16 protein-coding genes, 2 pseudogenes and 1 riboswitch are annotated in these 17810 nt (G+C 71.8%); of the genes and pseudogenes, 10 read left to right on the top strand and 8 right to left on the bottom strand.

Annotation, left to right across the window (positions count from 1 at the left end):
• The 5 genes and pseudogenes from ACWCXX_RS20950 to ACWCXX_RS20930 form a co-directional block, all read left to right on the top strand.
• Positions 1-160, top strand: a pseudogene (locus ACWCXX_RS20950) (flavodoxin-dependent (E)-4-hydroxy-3-methylbut-2-enyl-diphosphate synthase); the annotation flags it as partial.
• A 27-nt stretch (positions 161-187) separates the two neighbouring features.
• Positions 188-2089 (top strand): 1-deoxy-D-xylulose-5-phosphate synthase, encoded by a 1902-nt coding sequence (gene dxs, locus ACWCXX_RS20945; protein ID WP_451129291.1) that lies wholly within the window; start codon positions 188-190, stop codon positions 2087-2089.
• Complete coding sequence (locus tag ACWCXX_RS20940; RefSeq protein ID WP_451129289.1) at positions 2086-3483, top strand: aspartate aminotransferase family protein; 1398 nt, start codon at positions 2086-2088, stop codon at positions 3481-3483. Before dxs ends, ACWCXX_RS20940 begins: the two co-directional genes overlap by 4 nt.
• A gap of 73 nt (positions 3484-3556) precedes the next feature.
• Positions 3557-4165 (top strand): helix-turn-helix domain-containing protein, encoded by a 609-nt coding sequence (locus ACWCXX_RS20935; RefSeq protein ID WP_451129287.1) that lies wholly within the window; start codon positions 3557-3559, stop codon positions 4163-4165.
• A 33-nt stretch (positions 4166-4198) separates the two neighbouring features.
• Positions 4199-4366, top strand: a complete 168-nt coding sequence (locus ACWCXX_RS20930) for a DUF6126 family protein (protein ID WP_177328335.1) — start codon at positions 4199-4201, stop codon at positions 4364-4366.
• A gap of 126 nt (positions 4367-4492) precedes the next feature.
• Here ACWCXX_RS20930 and ACWCXX_RS20925 read toward each other — a convergent pair whose 3' ends face one another.
• Positions 4493-5305 (bottom strand): tyrosine-protein phosphatase, encoded by an 813-nt coding sequence (locus ACWCXX_RS20925; protein WP_451129284.1) that lies wholly within the window; start codon positions 5303-5305, stop codon positions 4493-4495.
• 148 nt (positions 5306-5453) lie between these two features.
• Here ACWCXX_RS20925 and ACWCXX_RS20920 point away from each other — a divergent pair.
• From ACWCXX_RS20920 to ACWCXX_RS20910, 3 genes and pseudogenes are all read left to right on the top strand, one after another.
• Positions 5454-6469 (top strand): annotated as a pseudogene (locus tag ACWCXX_RS20920) (alpha-galactosidase); the annotation flags it as partial.
• Positions 6470-6807: 338 nt separating this feature from the next.
• A riboswitch (cyclic di-AMP (ydaO/yuaA leader) is annotated at positions 6808-6966 on the top strand.
• A 3-nt stretch (positions 6967-6969) separates the two neighbouring features.
• Positions 6970-7914, top strand: a complete 945-nt coding sequence (locus ACWCXX_RS20915; protein ID WP_451129282.1) for a M23 family metallopeptidase — start codon at positions 6970-6972, stop codon at positions 7912-7914.
• A gap of 189 nt (positions 7915-8103) precedes the next feature.
• On the top strand, positions 8104-8949 hold the full coding sequence (locus tag ACWCXX_RS20910; RefSeq protein ID WP_451129281.1) for an SGNH/GDSL hydrolase family protein: 846 nt from the start codon (positions 8104-8106) through the stop codon (positions 8947-8949).
• Positions 8950-9067: 118 nt separating this feature from the next.
• On the opposite strand, the gene ACWCXX_RS20905 is transcribed toward ACWCXX_RS20910, so the two are convergent.
• The 6 genes from ACWCXX_RS20905 to ACWCXX_RS20880 are packed head-to-tail and all read right to left on the bottom strand — an operon-like array spanning position 9068 to position 15244.
• A complete protein-coding gene (locus ACWCXX_RS20905) occupies positions 9068-9946 on the bottom strand; it encodes an STM4011 family radical SAM protein (RefSeq protein WP_451129279.1) in 879 nt (292 codons plus the stop codon).
• Positions 9947-9954: 8 nt separating this feature from the next.
• A complete protein-coding gene (locus ACWCXX_RS20900; RefSeq protein WP_451129277.1) occupies positions 9955-11316 on the bottom strand; it encodes an STM4012 family radical SAM protein in 1362 nt (453 codons plus the stop codon).
• On the bottom strand, positions 11313-12128 hold the full coding sequence (locus ACWCXX_RS20895) for an STM4013/SEN3800 family hydrolase (RefSeq protein WP_451129311.1): 816 nt from the start codon (positions 12126-12128) through the stop codon (positions 11313-11315). Before ACWCXX_RS20895 ends, ACWCXX_RS20900 begins: the two co-directional genes overlap by 4 nt.
• A gap of 52 nt (positions 12129-12180) precedes the next feature.
• Positions 12181-13335, bottom strand: a complete 1155-nt coding sequence (locus ACWCXX_RS20890) for an STM4014 family protein (protein WP_451129275.1) — start codon at positions 13333-13335, stop codon at positions 12181-12183.
• Positions 13316-14287: an STM4015 family protein gene (locus ACWCXX_RS20885; protein ID WP_451129274.1), complete on the bottom strand. Its 972-nt coding sequence runs from the start codon at positions 14285-14287 to the stop codon at positions 13316-13318. The genes ACWCXX_RS20890 and ACWCXX_RS20885 overlap by 20 nt, the downstream gene beginning before the upstream one ends.
• A 6-nt stretch (positions 14288-14293) precedes the next feature.
• On the bottom strand, positions 14294-15244 hold the full coding sequence (locus tag ACWCXX_RS20880; RefSeq protein ID WP_451129272.1) for an STM4015 family protein: 951 nt from the start codon (positions 15242-15244) through the stop codon (positions 14294-14296).
• A gap of 200 nt (positions 15245-15444) precedes the next feature.
• On the opposite strand from ACWCXX_RS20880, the gene ACWCXX_RS20875 reads away from it, so the two are divergent.
• Entirely contained in the window at positions 15445-15771 is a 327-nt protein-coding gene (locus tag ACWCXX_RS20875; RefSeq protein ID WP_451129271.1) for a hypothetical protein, read from the top strand.
• A 245-nt stretch (positions 15772-16016) separates the two neighbouring features.
• Positions 16017-17018, top strand: a complete 1002-nt coding sequence (locus ACWCXX_RS20870) for a DUF6745 domain-containing protein (protein WP_451129270.1) — start codon at positions 16017-16019, stop codon at positions 17016-17018.
• A 196-nt stretch (positions 17019-17214) separates the two neighbouring features.
• Here ACWCXX_RS20870 and ACWCXX_RS20865 read toward each other — a convergent pair whose 3' ends face one another.
• The gene (locus tag ACWCXX_RS20865) at positions 17215-17805 is read right to left on the bottom strand and encodes a TetR/AcrR family transcriptional regulator (protein ID WP_451129268.1); all 591 of its coding nucleotides are present in this window, start codon (positions 17803-17805) and stop codon (positions 17215-17217) included.
• Between the last annotated feature and the right edge of the window lie 5 nt (positions 17806-17810).

Raw genomic sequence — 17810 nt, 5'->3', positions numbered from 1 at the left:
GGGCAACGGCAAGGGGCAGATCTTCGTGAAGGGCGAGGTCATCAAGACCGTGCCCGAGTCGAAGATCGTCGAGACCTTGATCGAAGAGGCCCTGAGGATCGCCGAGGGCATGGACGGCACCGGGACGCCGACGGGGGCTCCCACCGTCACCGTGAGCTGAAACGGAATCAGGAGAGGGGGCCCGAGCATGACGATTCTGGAAAGCATCCGGGGGCCGCACGACCTCAAGGCGCTGGACGCAGCACGACTCGACGAACTCGCCGACGACATCAGGAAGTTCCTCGTCCAGGCGGTGGCGAGGACCGGCGGTCATCTGGGACCCAACCTCGGCGTGGTGGAGCTGTCCATCGCCCTGCACCGGGCCTTCGACTCGCCCGTCGACCGCATCCTCTGGGACACCGGGCACCAGAGCTATGTGCACAAACTGCTCACCGGACGGCAGGACTTCTCCAAGCTGCGCGGCAAGGGCGGACTGTCCGGATACCCCTCCCGCGAGGAGTCCGCGCACGACGTCGTCGAGAACTCCCACGCCTCGACCGTCCTCGGCTGGGCCGACGGCCTCGCCAAGGCCGACCAGGTACTGGGACGCGACGACCACGTCGTGGCCGTCATCGGTGACGGAGCCCTCACCGGCGGCATGGCCTGGGAGGCGCTCAACAACATCGCGGCCGCGCGGGACCGGCCGCTGATCATCGTGGTCAACGACAACGAGCGCTCGTACGCCCCCACCATCGGCGGCCTCGCCGACCATCTCGCGACCCTGCGCACCACCGACGGCTACGAACGCTTCCTCTCCTGGGGCAAGAGCGTGCTGCGGCAGACCCCGGTCGTCGGACCGCCGCTGTACGAATCGCTGCACGGCGCGAAGAAGGGGTTCAAGGACGCCTTCGCCCCGCAGGGCATGTTCGAGGACCTCGGGCTCAAGTACGTCGGGCCGGTCGACGGGCACGACATAGCGGCCGTCGAATCCGCCCTGCACCGGGCGAAACGCTTCCACGGCCCGGTGCTGGTGCACTGCATCACCGAGAAGGGCCGCGGCTATCCGCCCGCGCTCCGGGACGAGGCCGACCGCTTCCACACCGTCGGCGTGATGGATCCGCTGACCTGCGCACCGATCGCCCCGCCCGGCGGGCCGTCCTGGACCTCGGTGTTCGGCGACGAGATCGCCCTGATCGGCGCCGAGCGGCCGGACGTCGTGGCCGTCACCGCGGCGATGCTGGACCCCGTCGGGCTCACCCGGTTCGCCGAGGAGTTCCCCGACCGGGTCTGGGACGTCGGCATCGCCGAACAGCACGCCGTCGTCTCCGCGGCGGGGCTCGCCACCGCCGGACTCCACCCGGTCGTCGCCGTCTACGCCACCTTCCTCAACCGGGCCTTCGACCAGGTGCTGATGGACGTCGCGCTGCACGGGTGCGGGGTGACCTTCGTCCTCGACCGGGCCGGGGTCACCGGGCCCGACGGGCCCTCGCACAACGGGATGTGGGACATGTCCGTGCTCCAGGTCGTGCCCGGCCTGCGGATCGCCGCCCCGCGCGACGCCGGTGAGCTCCGGGCCCAGCTCCGTGAGGCCGTCGCCGTCGACGACGCCCCCACCGTGGTCCGGTTCCCCAAGGAGCCGGTGGGGGAGCCGGTACCCGCGGTCGGCCGGATCGGCTCCATGGACGTGCTGCACCGGGCGGACGACCCCGACGTGCTGCTCGTGGCCGTCGGCGCGCTCGCCCCGGTCTGTCTGAAGGCGGCGGACCTGCTGGCCGGGGCCGGACTGCGCTGCACCGTCGTCGACCCGCGCTGGGTCAAACCGGTCGACGGGGAACTGCCCCCGCTCGCCGCACGGCACCGGCTGGTCGCCGTCGTCGAGGACAACAGCCGGGCAGGAGGCGTCGGTTCCGCGGTCGGGCAGGCCCTGCGGGACGCCGGGGTCGACGTACCGCTGCGGACGTTCGGCATCCCCGAGCAGTTCCTCGCCCACGGCAAGCGGGCCGAGGTACTGGCCGACATCGGGCTCACGCCGGTGGAGATCGCCGGACGGATCAGCGCCGCACTGGCCGCCAAGGAGGCGGCGACGAGGACCGAGGAGAGCGGGGAATGACGGACGACGACCCCAAGGGCTTCGACCTGGCACGGCTCCTCGCGGAGCGCGGCGCCGAACGCTACGAACTGCACACGAAGCACCTCAACCACCAGCTGCCCCGGATGCTCCGCACCATCGGCTTCGACAAGGTCTACGAACGGGCCGAGGGCGCGCACTTCTGGGACGCGGACGGCAACGACTACCTCGACATGCTCGCCGGGTTCGGCGTGATGGGGCTCGGCCGGCACCACCCCGTCGTGCGCAAGGCCCTGCACGACGTGCTGGACGCCTCGCTCGCCGACCTCACCCGCTTCGACTGCCAGCCGCTGCCCGGCCTGCTGGCCGAGAAACTGCTCGCGTACAGCCCGCACCTGGACCGGGTGTTCTTCGGCAACAGCGGCACGGAAGCGGTCGAGACGGCCCTGAAATTCGCCCGCTGTGCCACCGGCAGGCCCAGGATCCTCTACTGCGCCCACGCCTTCCACGGGCTGACCACCGGCGCCCTCTCCGTCAACGGCGAGGACGGCTTCCGGGACGGCTTCGCACCCCTGCTGCCGGACACCGCGATCGGACTCGGCGACCTCGACGCGCTGCGGCGCGAGCTGAAGCGCGGCGACGTGGCGGCGCTGGTCGTCGAACCGATCCAGGGCAAGGGGGTCCACGCCGCGCCCCCCGGCTTCCTGCGGGAGGCCCAGGAGCTGCTGCACAGGCACAAGGCCCTGCTCGTCGCGGACGAGGTGCAGACCGGCCTCGGCAGGACCGGTGACTTCTACGCCCACCAGCACGAGGAGGGCGTGGAACCCGACCTGGTCTGTGTCGCCAAGGCCCTGTCCGGAGGCTACGTCCCGGTCGGGGCGACCCTCAGCAAGGACTGGATCTTCCGGCGCGTCTACTCGTCGATGGACCGGGTCCTGGTCCATTCCGCGAGCTTCGGCTCCAACGCCCAGGCGATGGCGGCCGGACTCGCCGTCCTCTCGGTGATGGAGGACGAGAAGATCGTCGCCCGCGCGCGCCGCGTCGGCGATCTGCTGCGGGAACGGCTGAACGCGCTGGTCGGCCGATACGAGCTGCTGCACGAGGTGCGCGGGCGCGGGCTGATGATCGGGATCGAGTTCGGCCGGCCGTCGTCACTGAAGCTGCGCAGCCGCTGGACCATGCTGCAGGCGGCCCGCAAGGGACTGTTCGCGCAGATGGTGGTGGTGCCGCTGCTCCAGAAGCACCGCATTCTCACCCAGGTCTCGGGCGACCACATGGAAGTGATCAAGCTGATCCCGCCGCTGGTGATCGGGGAGCCGGAGGTGGACCGGTTCGTCACGGCGTTCACCGCGGTCATGGACGACGCCCACAGCGGCGGCGGACTGATGTGGGACTTCGGCCGGACCCTGGTGAAGCAGGCCGTGGCCCACCGCTGACCCAGGTCAAAGACGGTTTTGCCCCAGAGGTAAGAAATTTGCCTCTGGGGCAGGATCCTGGCCCAATGGGAACATGAATCCTCCGGACGAAGGGGCAGTCGGAGAACTGCCCGGAGTCGCACCTCGGCTGCGCGATCTGCGCCGCAGCCGTGGTCTCACCCTGGAGGCCGCCGCCCAGCGGGCGGGACTGTCTCCCGCCCATCTCTCCCGGCTCGAAACGGGTCGTCGCCAGCCCTCGCTGCCGATGCTCCTCGGTCTTGCCAGGATCTACGGTACGACGGTTTCCGAGCTGCTCGGCGAGACACCCCCCGAACGTGACGCGATCATCCGCGGCGGAAAGTTCGAGGGGGCCGAGGCCGACGGCTGGTCGTACCAGCAGGCCGGCGGTTCGGGCCGGGCGATGCAGGCCCTCCGCGTCCGGGTCCCGCACGGTGCGCAGGGCGACCTGGTGCGGGTCCACCCGGGGGAGGAATGGGTGTATGTGCTCGCCGGGCATCTGCGCGTCGCGCTCGGGGACACCGTGCACGACCTCGCCCCCGGCGACAGCGCGCACTACGACTCGCTCACCCCGCACCGGCTCGCGGCCCTCGACCGCGACGGCGCGGAGCTGCTCTTCGTCCACACCCTGCTGCAGAGCCCCGCTGCCGAGCTGTGCCTCGGCAGCGGCATCCACCATCGCTGAGACCGGCCCGGCCGGTCACCAGAGAGGACCGTCATGTCCGATTCGGAGAACTTCGACCCGCTCGGGTCCACGAAGAAGTACGAGGCCCAGGAGCGGAAGTTTCCCCGCGGTGTGGTGATCCGGCTGTTCGCCTACCTCATCGCCGGACACATCTTCGCGGCCTTCCTGTATCTGCTGTTCGCGGTGGCGGGCAAGGGCTGAACACGCCTCGGGGCGGGCCGGTCGCACATCCCGGCCCGGCGGTGCGCCGTGGCCGGCCGGGCACCGCTCCCGCTCACGCCCCGATCCCGGTCGCGCCCTGTGTTCCCGCCCGCGCTTCCCCCTTGTTCAGGACTCGTCGAGGAGCCGGTCGCGCAGCCGCTCGCGGGTCTCGGGGGAGAGCTTCAGCCCTTCGGAGAAGTAGCGGTCCGTGCCGCCCCAGGTCTCGTCGATGGTGGCGAAGGCCGCGGTCAGGTACTCGGCACGGGCCCCGAAGAGCGGATTGAGCAACTCCATCACCTCGTCCGACATGCCCTTCGCCGACATGTCGCTGCGGCGCACCCTGTAGCGGCGGTGGGCGTCGTTGGACTTCAGGTAGTCGGCCTCGATGTCCTCGCGTCCGACGCCGACGGCCAGCAGTGACACCGCGATCGCCAGGCCCGCCCGGTCCTTCCCCGCCGCGCAGTGCATCAGCGCGGGAACGCTGTCCTCGGCCAGTGCGTGCAGGACCCGGCTGTGCTCGGCGGTCCGGTCCAGGATGATCGACCGGTACGAGGCGATCATCCGGTTCACCCCCTTGCCGTCACCGAGTATCGCGTGCAGCTGCGTGACGTCCCCGTCCCGGACCACGTGCCAGAATTCCGCCCCGTCGGCCGGGTCGGAGAGGGGTATGTTCACGCTGCGCACACCGGGCAGCTCCACGTCCAGGCCGTCGAGCCGCCGGTCGGTCTCGTTGCGGAAGTCGAAGACCGTGTGCAGGCCGAGGCCGCCGAGGAAGGCGGCGTCCTCGGCGGTGGCGTGCGCGAGGTGGCCGCTGCGGAAGAGCCGCCCGTGCCGCACCCGCCGGCCGTCCGCGGCGGGCAGGCCGCCCACGTCGCGGAAATTGCGGACGCCCGCCAGTTCGGGTTCCGTCGACGGGATCTGCGGCAGCTGCTGGGTCACGGCGACTCCTGGAGTGTCTGGTGCCGGCGCGAGTCACCGGCAAGGCAACTCCCGCGACGATACGACATCGATTCCTCAGGCAATCATCTTGGCCATTGCCTGTCGATACCCCCGTGAACTCCCTTGCCTCCGAGGCCAGTCCGCCCGGGCCTTCGCGTCCTGGCTCGACGGGCTCGTGCAGATCACCGGCGGCGCCGGCCACGACGACTCCGGACTGTTGCGGCTCGCCCCGGGGAGTCGTACACGCCCGTGTTCGCCGGTCTGCGGAGCGGGCGGGGGTTCGGCGGGGCGAGCCGCGCCTGGCAGCCGGCCCGGGTGATCCCGGACGCGGAGAGCCTCCGGCCGGCGCACCAGCGACCGGGCCGGGCTCGGCGACTGGACACCGAATCCGGACCGCTTTCCCGACGGTCCGAGGCCGCTCGCGGACGAGGTGTGCACTCGGCATGCGGTCCGGCATCCGGGTCGAACCGGAAATGGTCGGACCGGAAAGTGATCTCTATCGCGCACATCCCGACCGGGTGCAGCACTTCCCGGGCAGGAAGCGGACCGAGTACTGCAATCAGCTGGTGCTGAACCTGGCCCGTTCCGATGTGCGGGAATATCTCCGGGAACAGTTGGACGCCCTGCTCTCCAGTGCCCCATCGACTATGTGAAATGGGATTTCAACCGCTGTTTCACCGATGTGGGACGGTCGGGCGAGGAGTACCCGCAGAAGATCTGGACCGAGCAGGTGGCCGCCCTGTACGAGCTGATCGACCGGCTCGGGGCCGCGCACCCCTCCGTCGAGTTCGAGTCCTGCTCGGGCGGTGGCGGACGGATCGGCCTGGGCATCCCGTCCCGCACGGACCAGGTGCGGACCTCCGACAACCCCGACCCGCTGGACCGGCTCGCCATCCAGGAGGGCTTCGGCCGGATCCGCCCGGCCGGGGTGATGGCCGCCCGGGTCACCGACAGCCCGAACGTCCAGTTCAACGACAGGGTCAGCTCCCTGCGCCTCCGCTTCGTGAGCGCGATGGCCGGGGTGCTCGGCACCGGCGGGGACCTCGCGGAGTGGAGCGAGGAGGAGCTCGCCGAGGGGCGGGGCCGGGGGATCTGTACAAGGAGATCCGGCCGGTGGTGCAGCACGGCTCGGTACTGCTGCACCACCGGCCGCACACCGGGCTCCGGGGGCCTCGACGCGCGCGTGCCGAGGCTCCGGAAGGGATGACGCGCGAACCATGTCCATAATGCGCATTTTGGGGTAACTTGCCCCGAATGTGCGGGAGATGGTTGTCCGCTCGTGAGCGGGATCATATCCGTGACGGTGTGTGGCGAAGCGACGGTCGGGTATTCCGTGCGCGGCGCGGAAAGGCAAGATCCTTAATCCACGGAGTGTGACCGGAATTCCGCACCGATTTCCCGGCGCGGAATCCGGCATGGAACCCACGGCTTGTTCTCACCGTCCCGGCTCGCCTACGGTCACCGTCAATCAATCCGGACGGACCGCCCAATCCTGCCGCCGCCCGGAATTCGCACCCAATGATCGCGTGGCAGGAGCGGGGGAACCAGGTAATCCGCCGACCGGGAAATCCGGCCGGCTAGGGGTGAAGTCGCGCTCGCGCGGCCGGGCATCTCCAGCCCGAACCCGACAGCTCACCTCGCAGGCGCCGGAGAGGAAATACTTCATGCCCATATCGGGTAAGCACCGTCGTCCCAAGGCCGGCCCCATCGCCCGCGGCGTCGTCGCGGCGAGCGCCGGCGGCGCCGTCATCGCACTCCCGCTGCTCGGTGCCACCGGCGCCCACGCCGCGGAGCAGGCCGCCCCGGCCGTCATCCCGCAGAAGGCCCCCGTCACCGCCACGCACGCCCAGCCGGTCGCGCAGAAGCAGGCCCCCGCCACCACGACGTACTCCGTCGTCCCCGGCGACTACCTGTCGAAGATCGCCACCGAGCACCAGGTCCAGGGCGGCTGGCAGAAGCTGTACCAGGACAACCGCGAGGTCGTCGGCGCGAACCCCGGCCTGATCTTCCCGGGCATGAAGCTGGTCCTCGCCGGCAAGGCGTCCGGCGGCGCCGCGGCCACCGGCGCGGGCACCGGCTCGTCCCTCCCGTCGAAGGCCCCCTCGGTGCCGTCGGCCGTGAAGAAGTCGGCCCCGGCCAAGTCCGCGCCCGCCGCCACCGAGGCCAAGGCCGCGACCTCCGCCCCGGCCGCCCAGAGCACCGGTTCCGGTTACGCCCACCCGGTCCCCGGCAACCACACCACCGCCTACCGGGCCTCCGGCGCCAACTGGTCCAGCGGCAGCCACACCGGGATCGACTTCCCCGTCTCCACCGGCACCAGCGTGAAGTCCATCACCTCCGGCACCGTCGTCACCGCAGGCTGGGGCGGCGCGTACGGCAACCAGGTCGTCGTCAAGCACGCCGACGGCCGCTACTCGCAGTACGGCCATCTGTCCTCGATCTCCGTCTCGGCGGGCCAGACCGTGGGCACCGGCCAGCAGGTCGGCCTCTCCGGAGCCACCGGCAACGTCACCGGCCCGCACCTGCACTTCGAGGTCCGCACGGGCCCGGGGTACGGCTCGGACATCGACCCGATCGCCTACCTGGCCTCGCACGGCATCTACGTCTGACCCGTACGGCCGGGCAACCGGACGGCGGAATCCGACCCGAGCGAAACGGCAAGGGGCGGTGCGCGGCGGCGCACCGCCCCTTCCGCGTATTCCCCCTTCTTCAAAACTGACCGGGTGGTCTATCTCACCTCCCGTCAACCCCTCATTACGGTCGCGTAGGTCACATTCAGCGGTGCAGGATAAGCGTTTGTGGCAGACGATTCGAGAAAAAATCAACGTGGCGTCACCAACCGACATGGTGTCATCGGGTCGTACGCGGCGATCGGCGACAGCTTCACCGAGGGCGTCGGCGACCCGGGTCCGGACGGGACCTTCGTCGGCTGGGCGGACCGGTTCGCGGTACTCCTCGCGGACCAGCTCCCGGACACCGGAGCGGAGGCGGACACCGAAGGCTCCGCGCACGGGGACTTCCGATACGCCAACCTCGCCGTACGCGGACGCCTCCTCGACCAGATCGTCGAGGAGCAGGTGCCGCGCGCCAAGGAACTCGCCCCCGACCTGGTGAGCTTCTGCGCGGGCGGCAACGACATCATCCGCCCCGGCACCGACCCCGACGACGTGGCCGAGCGCTTCGAACGCGCAGTCGCCGAGCTGACCGGATCGGTCGGGACGGTCATGATCACCACCGGCTTCGACACCCGTGGCGTTCCCGTGCTGCGCCATCTGCGCGGCAAGATCGCCACGTACAACGCCCATGTGCGGGCCATCGCCGACCGCTACGCGTGCCCGGTCCTCGACCTGTGGTCGCTGCGGTCCGTCCAGGACCGGCGCGCCTGGGACGACGACCGGCTCCACCTCTCGCCGGAGGGGCACACCAGGGTCGCGCTGCGCGCCGCCCAGGTCCTCGGCATGGAGGTGCCGGCCGACCCCGACCAGGAATGGCCGCCGCAGGCCCAGCGCGGCACGCTCGAAGTGCGGCGCGACGACATCCACTGGGCGCGCGAGTACCTGGTGCCATGGATCGGCCGACGGCTGCGCGGCGAGTCCTCCGGCGACCACGTCGAAGCGAAGCGGCCGGACCTGCTGCCGCTCTAGGCGCTCTGTCGGGCGACGTTCGGTGTTCTGTCCGGCGCCGTTCGCGGGAAGGGGCGACGGAAGGCCCCTCCCCGCGAACGGCGCCCGACGGTGGCCGTACGCCGGACGGACCGGGCTCTCAGGCCCGTTCGAGGAGGGACGGCGGCAGCGACGCCGGTATCCGCTCCAGCACACCGCCCGCGAAGACGTCGTACAGCGGCAGCGTCTCCAGATGCACGTAACCGATGTGGCAGTCGCAGACCGCCAGCGGGCAGGCCCGCGGCCCGAGCGCCCGCCGGTAGCTCCCGTCGTAGAGGTTGCCGAGCTCCGCCGGGACGAAATGGCAGCGCCGCACGGTGCCGTCGCCGTCCACCGAGACGACCGACTCACCGGTCCGGCAGGGCAGCCCCGCCGACCGGTGCGGATACCGGCTGTACGGGAAGAGCGGGTCGACGGCCGTCCAGCGGTCCGCCTCCTCGTCCGTGTAGGTGTGGCCCTCCGCGGCGTTCACCCACAGATAGACCTCCTCCGGCAGCGCGGCACGCAGTCGCCGCGCCTCCGCCAGATGCTCGTCGAGCCCGACGACACCGACGCTGTGGCGAACGCCCAGCGCGCTCAGCTCCCGGCACTTGCCGAGGAACCTCTCGTACGGCGTCTGCCCCGGGTGGTACGTGCACCAGAGCGCGATCTTCTCGCGGTCGGCCTCCCCGGCCTCGGCCAGCCACCCCGTACGGCTGCTGAGATTGGTCTGGATCGCGACCCGGCGGACGTGCGGGAGCCGTGCCAGCTCGACCAGCGCACGGCGGTACCAGGAGCGGACCAGTCCCTCGCCCCACGGGGTGAACAGGACCGAGAGCCGGTCACCGGTCTGCGCCGCGGCCCACGCGGTGAACCGCTCCAGCGCGGCGCGGTCGGCACGCAACTGCTCCCGGCTGTCGCGCCGCTTGGCGAACGGGCAGTACGGGCAGTCGTAGTCGCACGAGGAGAGCGGGCCGCGGTAGAGGACGGTCAGATCCATGGACGCGCTCACCTCAGTTCGTACGCGGCCATCGCGGCCCGTACACCGGGGGAGAAGAGCTCGGGCCCCAGGGCGTCGGAGTGGGCCAGGCCCTCGGGGGAGAGCCGCAGCAGCCCGGACCCGCCGGCCGACGCGTCGAGCCAGCCGCGGGCCTCGAAACGGGCCAGCTCGGCGGGGAAGTCGTCGGCGGGCGAGGTGCCGAACCGACCCCGGTAGTCGTCGAGCCGCAGCCCCTCGGCCTGGAGGACCGACTGCAGGAGGTGACGGCGGCGGGCCTCGTCGCCGTCGACGTACCGGCCGACCTCGGCGCGCGAGAAGTCCTCGGTGGCGGTGTAGCCGTCGATGATCGCCCGTACCTCCCGCATCTCCACCGCGTAGTCGAAGGAGTAGTGCAGTCCCGTGGTGTACGAGCGGGCCCCGCAGCCCAGGCCGATCATCCCGTCGGTCTGGCAGGCGTAGTCGTCCGGACCGTCCGTGCGCGGGGCGTCGGCGCGGCGGAACATCCGCATCGAGACCTGCTCGTACCCGTGGGCGAGGAGGTGGTCCCGGCCCGCGCGGTACAGGCGCAGCCGCTGCTCGTCCCAGGCCGCGTCCGCCGCCCCGCCGTCGGCGCCGAGCCGCCCCAGGCCGGTCAGCGGACGCACGTACAGCGGGTAGAGGTACAGCTCCTCCGGCCGCCAGCCGAGCGCCGCGTCCAGCGAGGTGCGCCAGCTGTCCTCGGTCTGTCCGTCGATGCCGTAGATCAGGTCGATGTTGAGGACCGGGATCCGGGCGTCGCGGATCCGGTCGAGCGCCGCCTCCACGTCGGCCCGGCGCTGCGGGCGCACGGCGGCCCGCGCCTCGGCCTCGACGAAGCTCTGCACCCCGATGCTGATCCTGGTCGCGCCCCGGTCGGCCAGGACGGCCAGGCGGTCGGCGGTCGCGGTCGACGGCGAGGTCTCGACCGACAGCGGGACGGAGCGCAGATCGGCGCCCATCCGCTTCTCCGCTGTGTCGCAGAGCCGGTCCAGCTCCGCCGCCGTGAGGAACGTGGGCGTGCCCCCGCCGAACGCGGCCGCGGCGAAACGCACCGGCCCGGCGTCGCCCAGCGCCTCCCGGACGGCCAAGGCCTGCCGGTCCAGCGCATCGAGGTAACGGGTCGTCAGCTCGTCGGGTGCGCCGATCCTGGTGAAGAGGTTGCAGAAGCCGCAGCGGACCTCGCAGAAGGGTATGTGGAGATAGAGCGAGAGCGCGTCCCTGCGTTCGTCCGCCCACAGCTCGCGCAGCTCCGGCCGGTCGGCGAGCGGCCGGTAGGCAGTCTTGTGCGGGTAGGCGTAGACATAGCTCTGGTACGGCCGGACGGCCGGCGCGGCGGTCGTGGTGCGGCTCATGGTGCGGTGGCCCCCGGTTCCAGGAAGAAGTGCGCGTACGGAACGGTCCAGACGGACTCGTGACCGAGCCGGTGACCGGTGTAGCCGTCGTCCCCGTACGCCGTGCCGTGATCGGAGCACACGATGGCGAAGCAGCGACGGCGGCTGCTCGCGGCGGCGAAGAGCCGGCCGATGTGGGCGTCGACGTACTCCAGGGCGGCGGCGTGGGTGGCGCGGGAATCGCCCGCCTCGCGAGTGGCCCCCGGCCGGTGGAACCAGTTGGGCTGGTGCAGGGCCGACACGTTCACGAAGAGGAACAGCCGCTGCTCGGCCGGGAGTCCGGCCACGACCTGCTCGGCGCGGGCCACCTGCGCCTCGAAGGAGGTGGGCGACGCCACACCGAACTCCGGTTCCCAGTGGCTCTCCTGGAACATGTCCGGCAGCACGGAACCGAGCGGCGGCTGCCGGTTGAAGAAGCCGACACCGCCGATGCACACCGTGCGGTAGCCCATGTCGACGAGGGCGGACGGCAGATCCGGCCGGTCGAAGACGAAGGTGCCCGACGCGGTGGACTCACTGCCGGCGAAACGCGCCGCGAACAGCCGGGGATGCGGCCCGGGACCGGCCGGTGTCGGCAGGAAGCCCGCGAAGATCGCCTGGTGGGAGGCGTAGGTGAAACTGCCCGGCGCATGGCGCTTCTCCCAGACCCCGCCCGGCAGATGGCGCGCCAGGTTCGGGATGCGCCCCGCGGCGGCGAGCTCCACCGCCACGTCGTGACGCAGGGTGTCGAGGGTGACGAGCAGCAGATCGTGGCTGCCCACGATCTCGCTCATGTCCGGTTCGCCCAGGTGCGGGTTCCGGGCGTCCGCGGGGGCGGGCGCGGTGTCAGGCGGTGGAGGTTGCACGGTGGTTCCCTGCTCTGTTCTGTACGGCGGCGACCTGTGCCGCGTAGGTGTCCAGTCCCTCGGCGCCGCTGCCGGGAAGTCCGGTCAGCCGCGGCAACAGGTCGCCGAAGGCGTTGACCTCCCCGACGGCGAAGCGCCGCCAGTCGGTCGAGGGCAGCAGATCGACGCCCACGCACAGCGTGTCCGGGAAACACGCCGCCGCCCGTTCGCACACGGCCAGGGCGTCGGCCCAGCTGCCGCCCGCGGCCGCGACGGCCGCACGGACCTCGTCGAGGCTTCCGCGTTCCCCGCCGAGGTGAAGATTGGTCATGGGGGAGCTGCTGGTGCGCACGACGGCGTGGGTGGCCCTGCCCGCCACCACCACGACCCGCAGATCCGTCGCCCGGCCGTGCCGGGTCGCCTTGGGCAGCCAGCGCTCGATGTGCAGCCCGTCGGGTGCCAGCGCGTCGACGATCGCGGCGATCTCCGGCTCCGTCGTGCAGCGGCGCACCCGCAACGAGTTGAACAGCCGGCCGGACGCGTCGCGCTCCACCGACGTGGTGGCCCTGATCCGGCCGGGTCCGGCCGTCTCCACCGCCAGGACCCCCGACGCGGACGAACCGTGCGCGAGCTTCACGAAGACCCGGGGCGTGCCCAGGGCCGCCATCCGCTCGCGCACGTCCGCCCAGCCCCGCACCACGGGCGCTGCGGCACCCGACGTGGGCGACGCCGGGACGGGCACACCGGCACCGTCCAGCACGGCGTGGCAGAGCCGCTTGTCGAACAGCACCGCGGCCTCGTCGGGATCGTCGAGCAGCACGGACCCGGCGGCCTCCGCCGCCCGCGCCACCGCTCGGACGGCCCCGGTGAACCGGGCGTACCAGAGCGCGGTCCCCTCGACCCTGGTCGGATCGTCGACGGCCCTGAGCAGCCGCTCCACCTCGGCGTCCTCGCCGGGCGAGTCCATCCGCACGGTCTCGCCCGCACGGAAGACGGCTCCGCCGCGCAGGACCTCCAGCCAGGGAACCACGCGCGCCGCCGGCAGCCCGGCGGCGCGCACGGCGTCCTGGAAGAGCGTGACCCGGCGGTTGCCGGGCACACCCACGACGGCGAAGCGCGGCGCCGGGCCGTCCGTGCTATTCGCTGACGGCGACATAGCGGTAGTCGTCCTCTTCCGGGTCCCAGTCCTCGACGTCGCCGATCTCGGCGTTCACCCGCTCGGGACCCAGCAGGTCCTTCAGGCGGTCCACCAGCGGGGCGCCGATGTAGTGGTGGTGCAGGTCCAGCGAGGCCAGATGGGTGAGGGGCTGGCCCGAGAGCAACGCCTCGGCCCCCTCGTCGCCCAGCGAGCCCATCGCGAGGGAGAGCGACTCCAGCCGGGCGACGACCGGCGCCGAGGCCACCGCCGCCGCGATCTCGTCCTGGATCTCGCTGTTCTGCAGCCCCAGGTGGCGCAGGGCGGGGAACGCCGCACCGGACAGCAGCGGGGCGAGGTCCGAGACCGTCGTGTCGCCGCCGTACTCGGTGACGCCGAGCCAGAGTTCGAGCCGCTCCAGCGCGGGCAGCTCCGACGCCCCGACCGCCCGCACGATCTCGGCCGGCAGCCCGCCGGACTCGAACCGCAGCGACTTGAGCGCCCGGTGCCGCACCGGTCGCAGGGCGAGGACGTCCTTGTCACCGACCGGTTCGCCGCAGCCGCGCACCGTCAGCTCCTCCAGCTGCCCGAACGCCTCGACCACCGGGGTGATGTCGCACATCTCGAGCCAGGACACCTCGCACTCCTCGCCGACCACATCGGCGAGGAAGAGCGCCCGCAGGGCCGGGAACCGGTCCGCGTGGCCGGTCAGCAACTCGACGACGGGGGCGAAGCTCTCGTACTCCTCCTGCCACCAGGGGCCGATCAGCAGGGCCCGCACCCGCGTCGTGTCGACCGTGTCGAGGAAATGCCGCCACAGCGCGCCGAAGGTCAGGTCCCCCTGCCAGGAGCTCTCCAGCCGCCATGCCACCGAACCGGCGTCCGGCAGGGGGGCGGCGGGGGTTTCGTCAGGGCCGGGCAGGGTGAGGACGGGCAGGCCGTGGAACGTCTCGGGGTGTTCGATGTCCGACACCGCGCATCACTCCGCGACCGACGTGTAGCGGCCTTCGACGCCGCGGTTGCCCCAGGGCTCGTTGCGCTCCGACACGTCGACCTGCACGCCGTGCGGTTCCAGCGCCCCGGTGACCCGGCTCTCCATCGCCGCGGTCATGAAGTGGTGGTGCAGATCGAGCCGTTCGAGGTGGGTGAGCGGCTGACCCTCCAGCAGCGCCGCCGCGCCCTCGTCGCCCAGCGTGCCGTTGGACAGGTCGAGGACCCGGAGCTGCGCGACGACCGGGGCACTGGCGACGGCCGAGGCGATCTCGTTCTGCAACTCGCTGTTGCGCAGGCCGAGATGGGTGAGCCGGGGGAAGCGGGTGCCGGAGAGCAGCGGGGCGAGATCGGCCACATCGGCGTCGCCCCCGTACGCGGAGACGCCGAGCCAGAGGTCGAGCCGCTCCAGCGCGGGCAGTTCGCTGTCCAGGATGCCGCGGACCACGCCGACCGGCAGCCCCCCGGTCTCGATGGTCAGCGCGCGCAGCCGCTCGTGCTTCGAGGGCGGGAAGACCAGCTCCGAGCCGCCGCGCACCCCCAGTTCGACCAGCTCGGGGAAGGTGTTGAGCAGCGCGGTGACGTCCGACTGCTCGATCCAGGAGATCTCGCTCTCCTCCATGATCAGGTCGCCGACGAAGACGGCCTGCAGCGAGGTGAACCGGTCGGCGGCGGCGATGACCAGATCGATCGGGTAGGACGAGGTCTCCTCGTACGACTCGCCCCACTGGCCGATGATCAGAGCCCGCACCCCGGCCGGGTCGACGGCCCGCAGGAACGCCTGGAACGCCTCTTCCCAGGTGGTGTCGTCCTCGTACGGCTCGATCGAGATGCGCCAGGCTGCCGCGTCGGCGGCCTGCACGGGCGCTTCCTCCGCCGTGTGCTGGAACTGGACGACGGGAAGGCCGAAGAACTCGTGCAGATGGTCCACACCGGACATGACCCTGGGCTCCTGGTACTGGGGGACGACTGATGTCCCAAGGTTTATCAAGCCGCACTGACAACGGCACGACCGGGACCGCCCGCGGAGGGGTGGCGGGGCTGCCCGTGAGGACTGCGCCGCGGTCGATTGTCAGACCCCCGTCGTAGCGTTTTCTGCGTGGCCGGCACAGCGGGTGCGGCCGTCGAGGGGAGACGTCTGTGTACCGGCAGGGCGATGTACTGATCATGTCGTTGGAGGAGTCGGGGGTGCCCGCGCATCTCCTGGAGGCGCCGGGCGAGCCGAGGGACGCCCGGGGCCGCATGGTCCTCGCGCTGGGCGAGGTCACCGGCCACGCCCACGCCATCCAGGGGCCGGGCCGACTGATGCGCGAGGCGGGGGCGTTCGGGCCGATGCTGCTCCACCTCCCCGAGGGCGGACGGGTGGTGCACGAGGAGCACGCGACGATACCGCTGCCGAAGGGCTGGTACCGAGTGGTGCGCCAGCGGGAGTATGCGCCGGGAGCGGTCCGCATCGTCGCGGACTGACGCGCCGGGGCCGCCCGGCGGCACGCCGAGGAGCGGTTCGGTGCACGGCGGCGCGCCGGATTGTTGAAGCGCGCCGGAGGACGCGGCGCACGAGAGCACCGGAACACGCGCACACGCACGCACCTCCCCGCGGAAGACGGGGACGGGGCGCGCCGCGCACCACGCACAGGACACTCCGTGCGCAGAGGCTGCGCACGGACGCACGGACATACGAAACACACGGAATCAGGGGACGGGGAAGACCGATGCAGTACGTGGACTCATGGCGGACCGTGGCGGCGGCGACGGGCCCGGCGGACCGGACAGCGGCCGAGGACGGGCTGCGGCTCGCCTACCGCAGCGCGGGACTCGCCGAGCCGGAGCGGATCGTCTGGGTCGAATCGCCCCGGGCCGCGGTGGAGGCCGTCAAGAAGCTGGTGGACGCCGGCCGCTCGGTGCGAGACGAGGTACGGACCCGGCCCTGGGCCCAGGAGCGCCGCCGGATGTACGACGAACTGGGCCCGGCGGGCTGGTCGGCCCTGTGGTCCGCGACGGGGGCACAGCTGTGGGAGACCACGGCGGCGCTCGCCGACCGGATCAGGGCCGGGGTCGTCGCGGACCTCGCGAAGCGCCCGGAGGACGAGTCCGATGTCCGGCTGGTGCTGCTCGACGCCGTCCTCGGTCAGCACGACGCGGCCTGGCTCGCGGCCTTCGACGGCCGGGGCGACCGGCTGAACGGTCTGGCCGAGGTCGCCAGGAACGCGGGCTGGTGGTGGCCCTACGAGCGCGTCGTGGTGATCAGCGAGCGACCGCAGGCGCTGTACCGGGACGAGGCGGGGCGGCTCGACCGGGGGGACGGCCCCGCGCTCGCCTACTCCGACGGCTTCGCCCTCCACGCCTGGCGCGGCATGCCGGTGCCCGCCGAGTTCCTCGACGAGCTCAACGCGCTGACCCCGAAGCGGATACGCGAGGAGGAGAACGCCGAACTGCGCCGCGTGATGCTGGAGTTCTACGGTTACGACCGCTATCTGAGCGAGTCGGGCGCCGAGCCGGTGCACCGGGACGAGACCGGTGTCCTCTGGCGGATCGCGCTGGACGGCGACGAGGACGTGGTGATGGTCGAGGTGGTCAACTCCACTCCGGAGCCGGACGGAACGCACCGGGTCTACTGGCTCCGGGTGCCGCCGGGCACGCGGACCGCGAAGGCGGGGGTGGCCTGGACCTTCGGGGTCGGGAGCGAGGAGTACGCCCCCCTGCAGCAGACCTGACCCCCGTCGGCCGGACGGCGTGCCGCCCCGTACACGACGGGGCGGACGAATCCCAACCCTCGGCCTCCGGCGGAGGGGCCCGACCGGTGTCCCGCCGACCCGGCCCGGTCCGCCGATCCGACCCGACCTGGTCAGGTCCGTCGCCCCGGCCCGTTGTTCCGGTCCGTCGGCCGGGTATGCGGGTCAGCTCGTCGGGTCAGGCCGTCAGCGTCGTGTGGTCGATGCCGAGTTCGCGGGCGAGCGCCTCGTCGGTCCAGGCCAGCAACGTGGTGCGGGAGAGCGGGCCCGCGTACGACATCATCTGCACGGCCAGGCCGTCCAGCAGGGCGGTCAGCCGCCAGGCCGCCGACATCGGGTCGTCGCAGTGGAACTCACCGGCGGCGGCGCCCTCCTCGATGACCTCGGCCAGTTCCGCCTTCCACTGCTGGTCGAGGTCGGCGGCCACGTTGCGCAGCGCCGGATCGCGCAGCGAGCCGGCCCAGCCCTCGATCCACAGCCGCCAGCCCTTGGCCTGCCCCGTCGGCGCGTACCAGCGGACGGCGGCACGCAGTCGGCGCACCGCGCTCGTGCGACGGCCCAACAATTTGCGCAGATGGGCGAGATCGGCCTCGGCGGCATGGGCGAAGGCCGCCGCTACCAGCTTCTCCTTGGTCGAGAAGTGGTAGAGCACGAGTGCGTTGCTCACGCCGAGCACGGAGGCCACATCGGCGATCCGCACCGCCGCGACCCCTCGTACCTCGATCTGCTCGACGGCAGCGCACAGGAGCTCTTCGCGTCTTTCCGCCACGCTCA

Source organism: Streptomyces sp. NPDC001732, from assembly GCF_053596315.1.
Note: the sequence above shows the minus strand (reverse complement) of the source record. Positions and strands in the feature narration are given on the sequence as shown.

Bases quoted from the DNA above. Each gene is read 5' to 3' on its own strand.
- ACWCXX_RS20935 (WP_451129287.1), top strand. From the start codon at position 3,557: ATGAATCCTCCGGACGAAGGGGCAGTCGGAGAACTGCCCGGAGTCGCA.
- ACWCXX_RS20895 (WP_451129311.1), bottom strand. From the start codon at position 12,128: ATGAGCGAGATCGTGGGCAGCCACGATCTGCTGCTCGTCACCCTCGAC.
- dxs (WP_451129291.1), top strand. From the start codon at position 188: ATGACGATTCTGGAAAGCATCCGGGGGCCGCACGACCTCAAGGCGCTG.
- ACWCXX_RS20900 (WP_451129277.1), bottom strand. From the start codon at position 11,316: ATGAGCCGCACCACGACCGCCGCGCCGGCCGTCCGGCCGTACCAGAGC.
- ACWCXX_RS20880 (WP_451129272.1), bottom strand. From the start codon at position 15,244: ATGTCCGGTGTGGACCATCTGCACGAGTTCTTCGGCCTTCCCGTCGTC.
- ACWCXX_RS20940 (WP_451129289.1), top strand. From the start codon at position 2,086: ATGACGGACGACGACCCCAAGGGCTTCGACCTGGCACGGCTCCTCGCG.
- ACWCXX_RS20915 (WP_451129282.1), top strand. From the start codon at position 6,970: ATGCCCATATCGGGTAAGCACCGTCGTCCCAAGGCCGGCCCCATCGCC.
- ACWCXX_RS20905 (WP_451129279.1), bottom strand. From the start codon at position 9,946: ATGGATCTGACCGTCCTCTACCGCGGCCCGCTCTCCTCGTGCGACTAC.
- ACWCXX_RS20930 (WP_177328335.1), top strand. From the start codon at position 4,199: ATGTCCGATTCGGAGAACTTCGACCCGCTCGGGTCCACGAAGAAGTAC.
- ACWCXX_RS20870 (WP_451129270.1), top strand. From the start codon at position 16,017: ATGCAGTACGTGGACTCATGGCGGACCGTGGCGGCGGCGACGGGCCCG.
- ACWCXX_RS20890 (WP_451129275.1), bottom strand. From the start codon at position 13,335: ATGTCGCCGTCAGCGAATAGCACGGACGGCCCGGCGCCGCGCTTCGCC.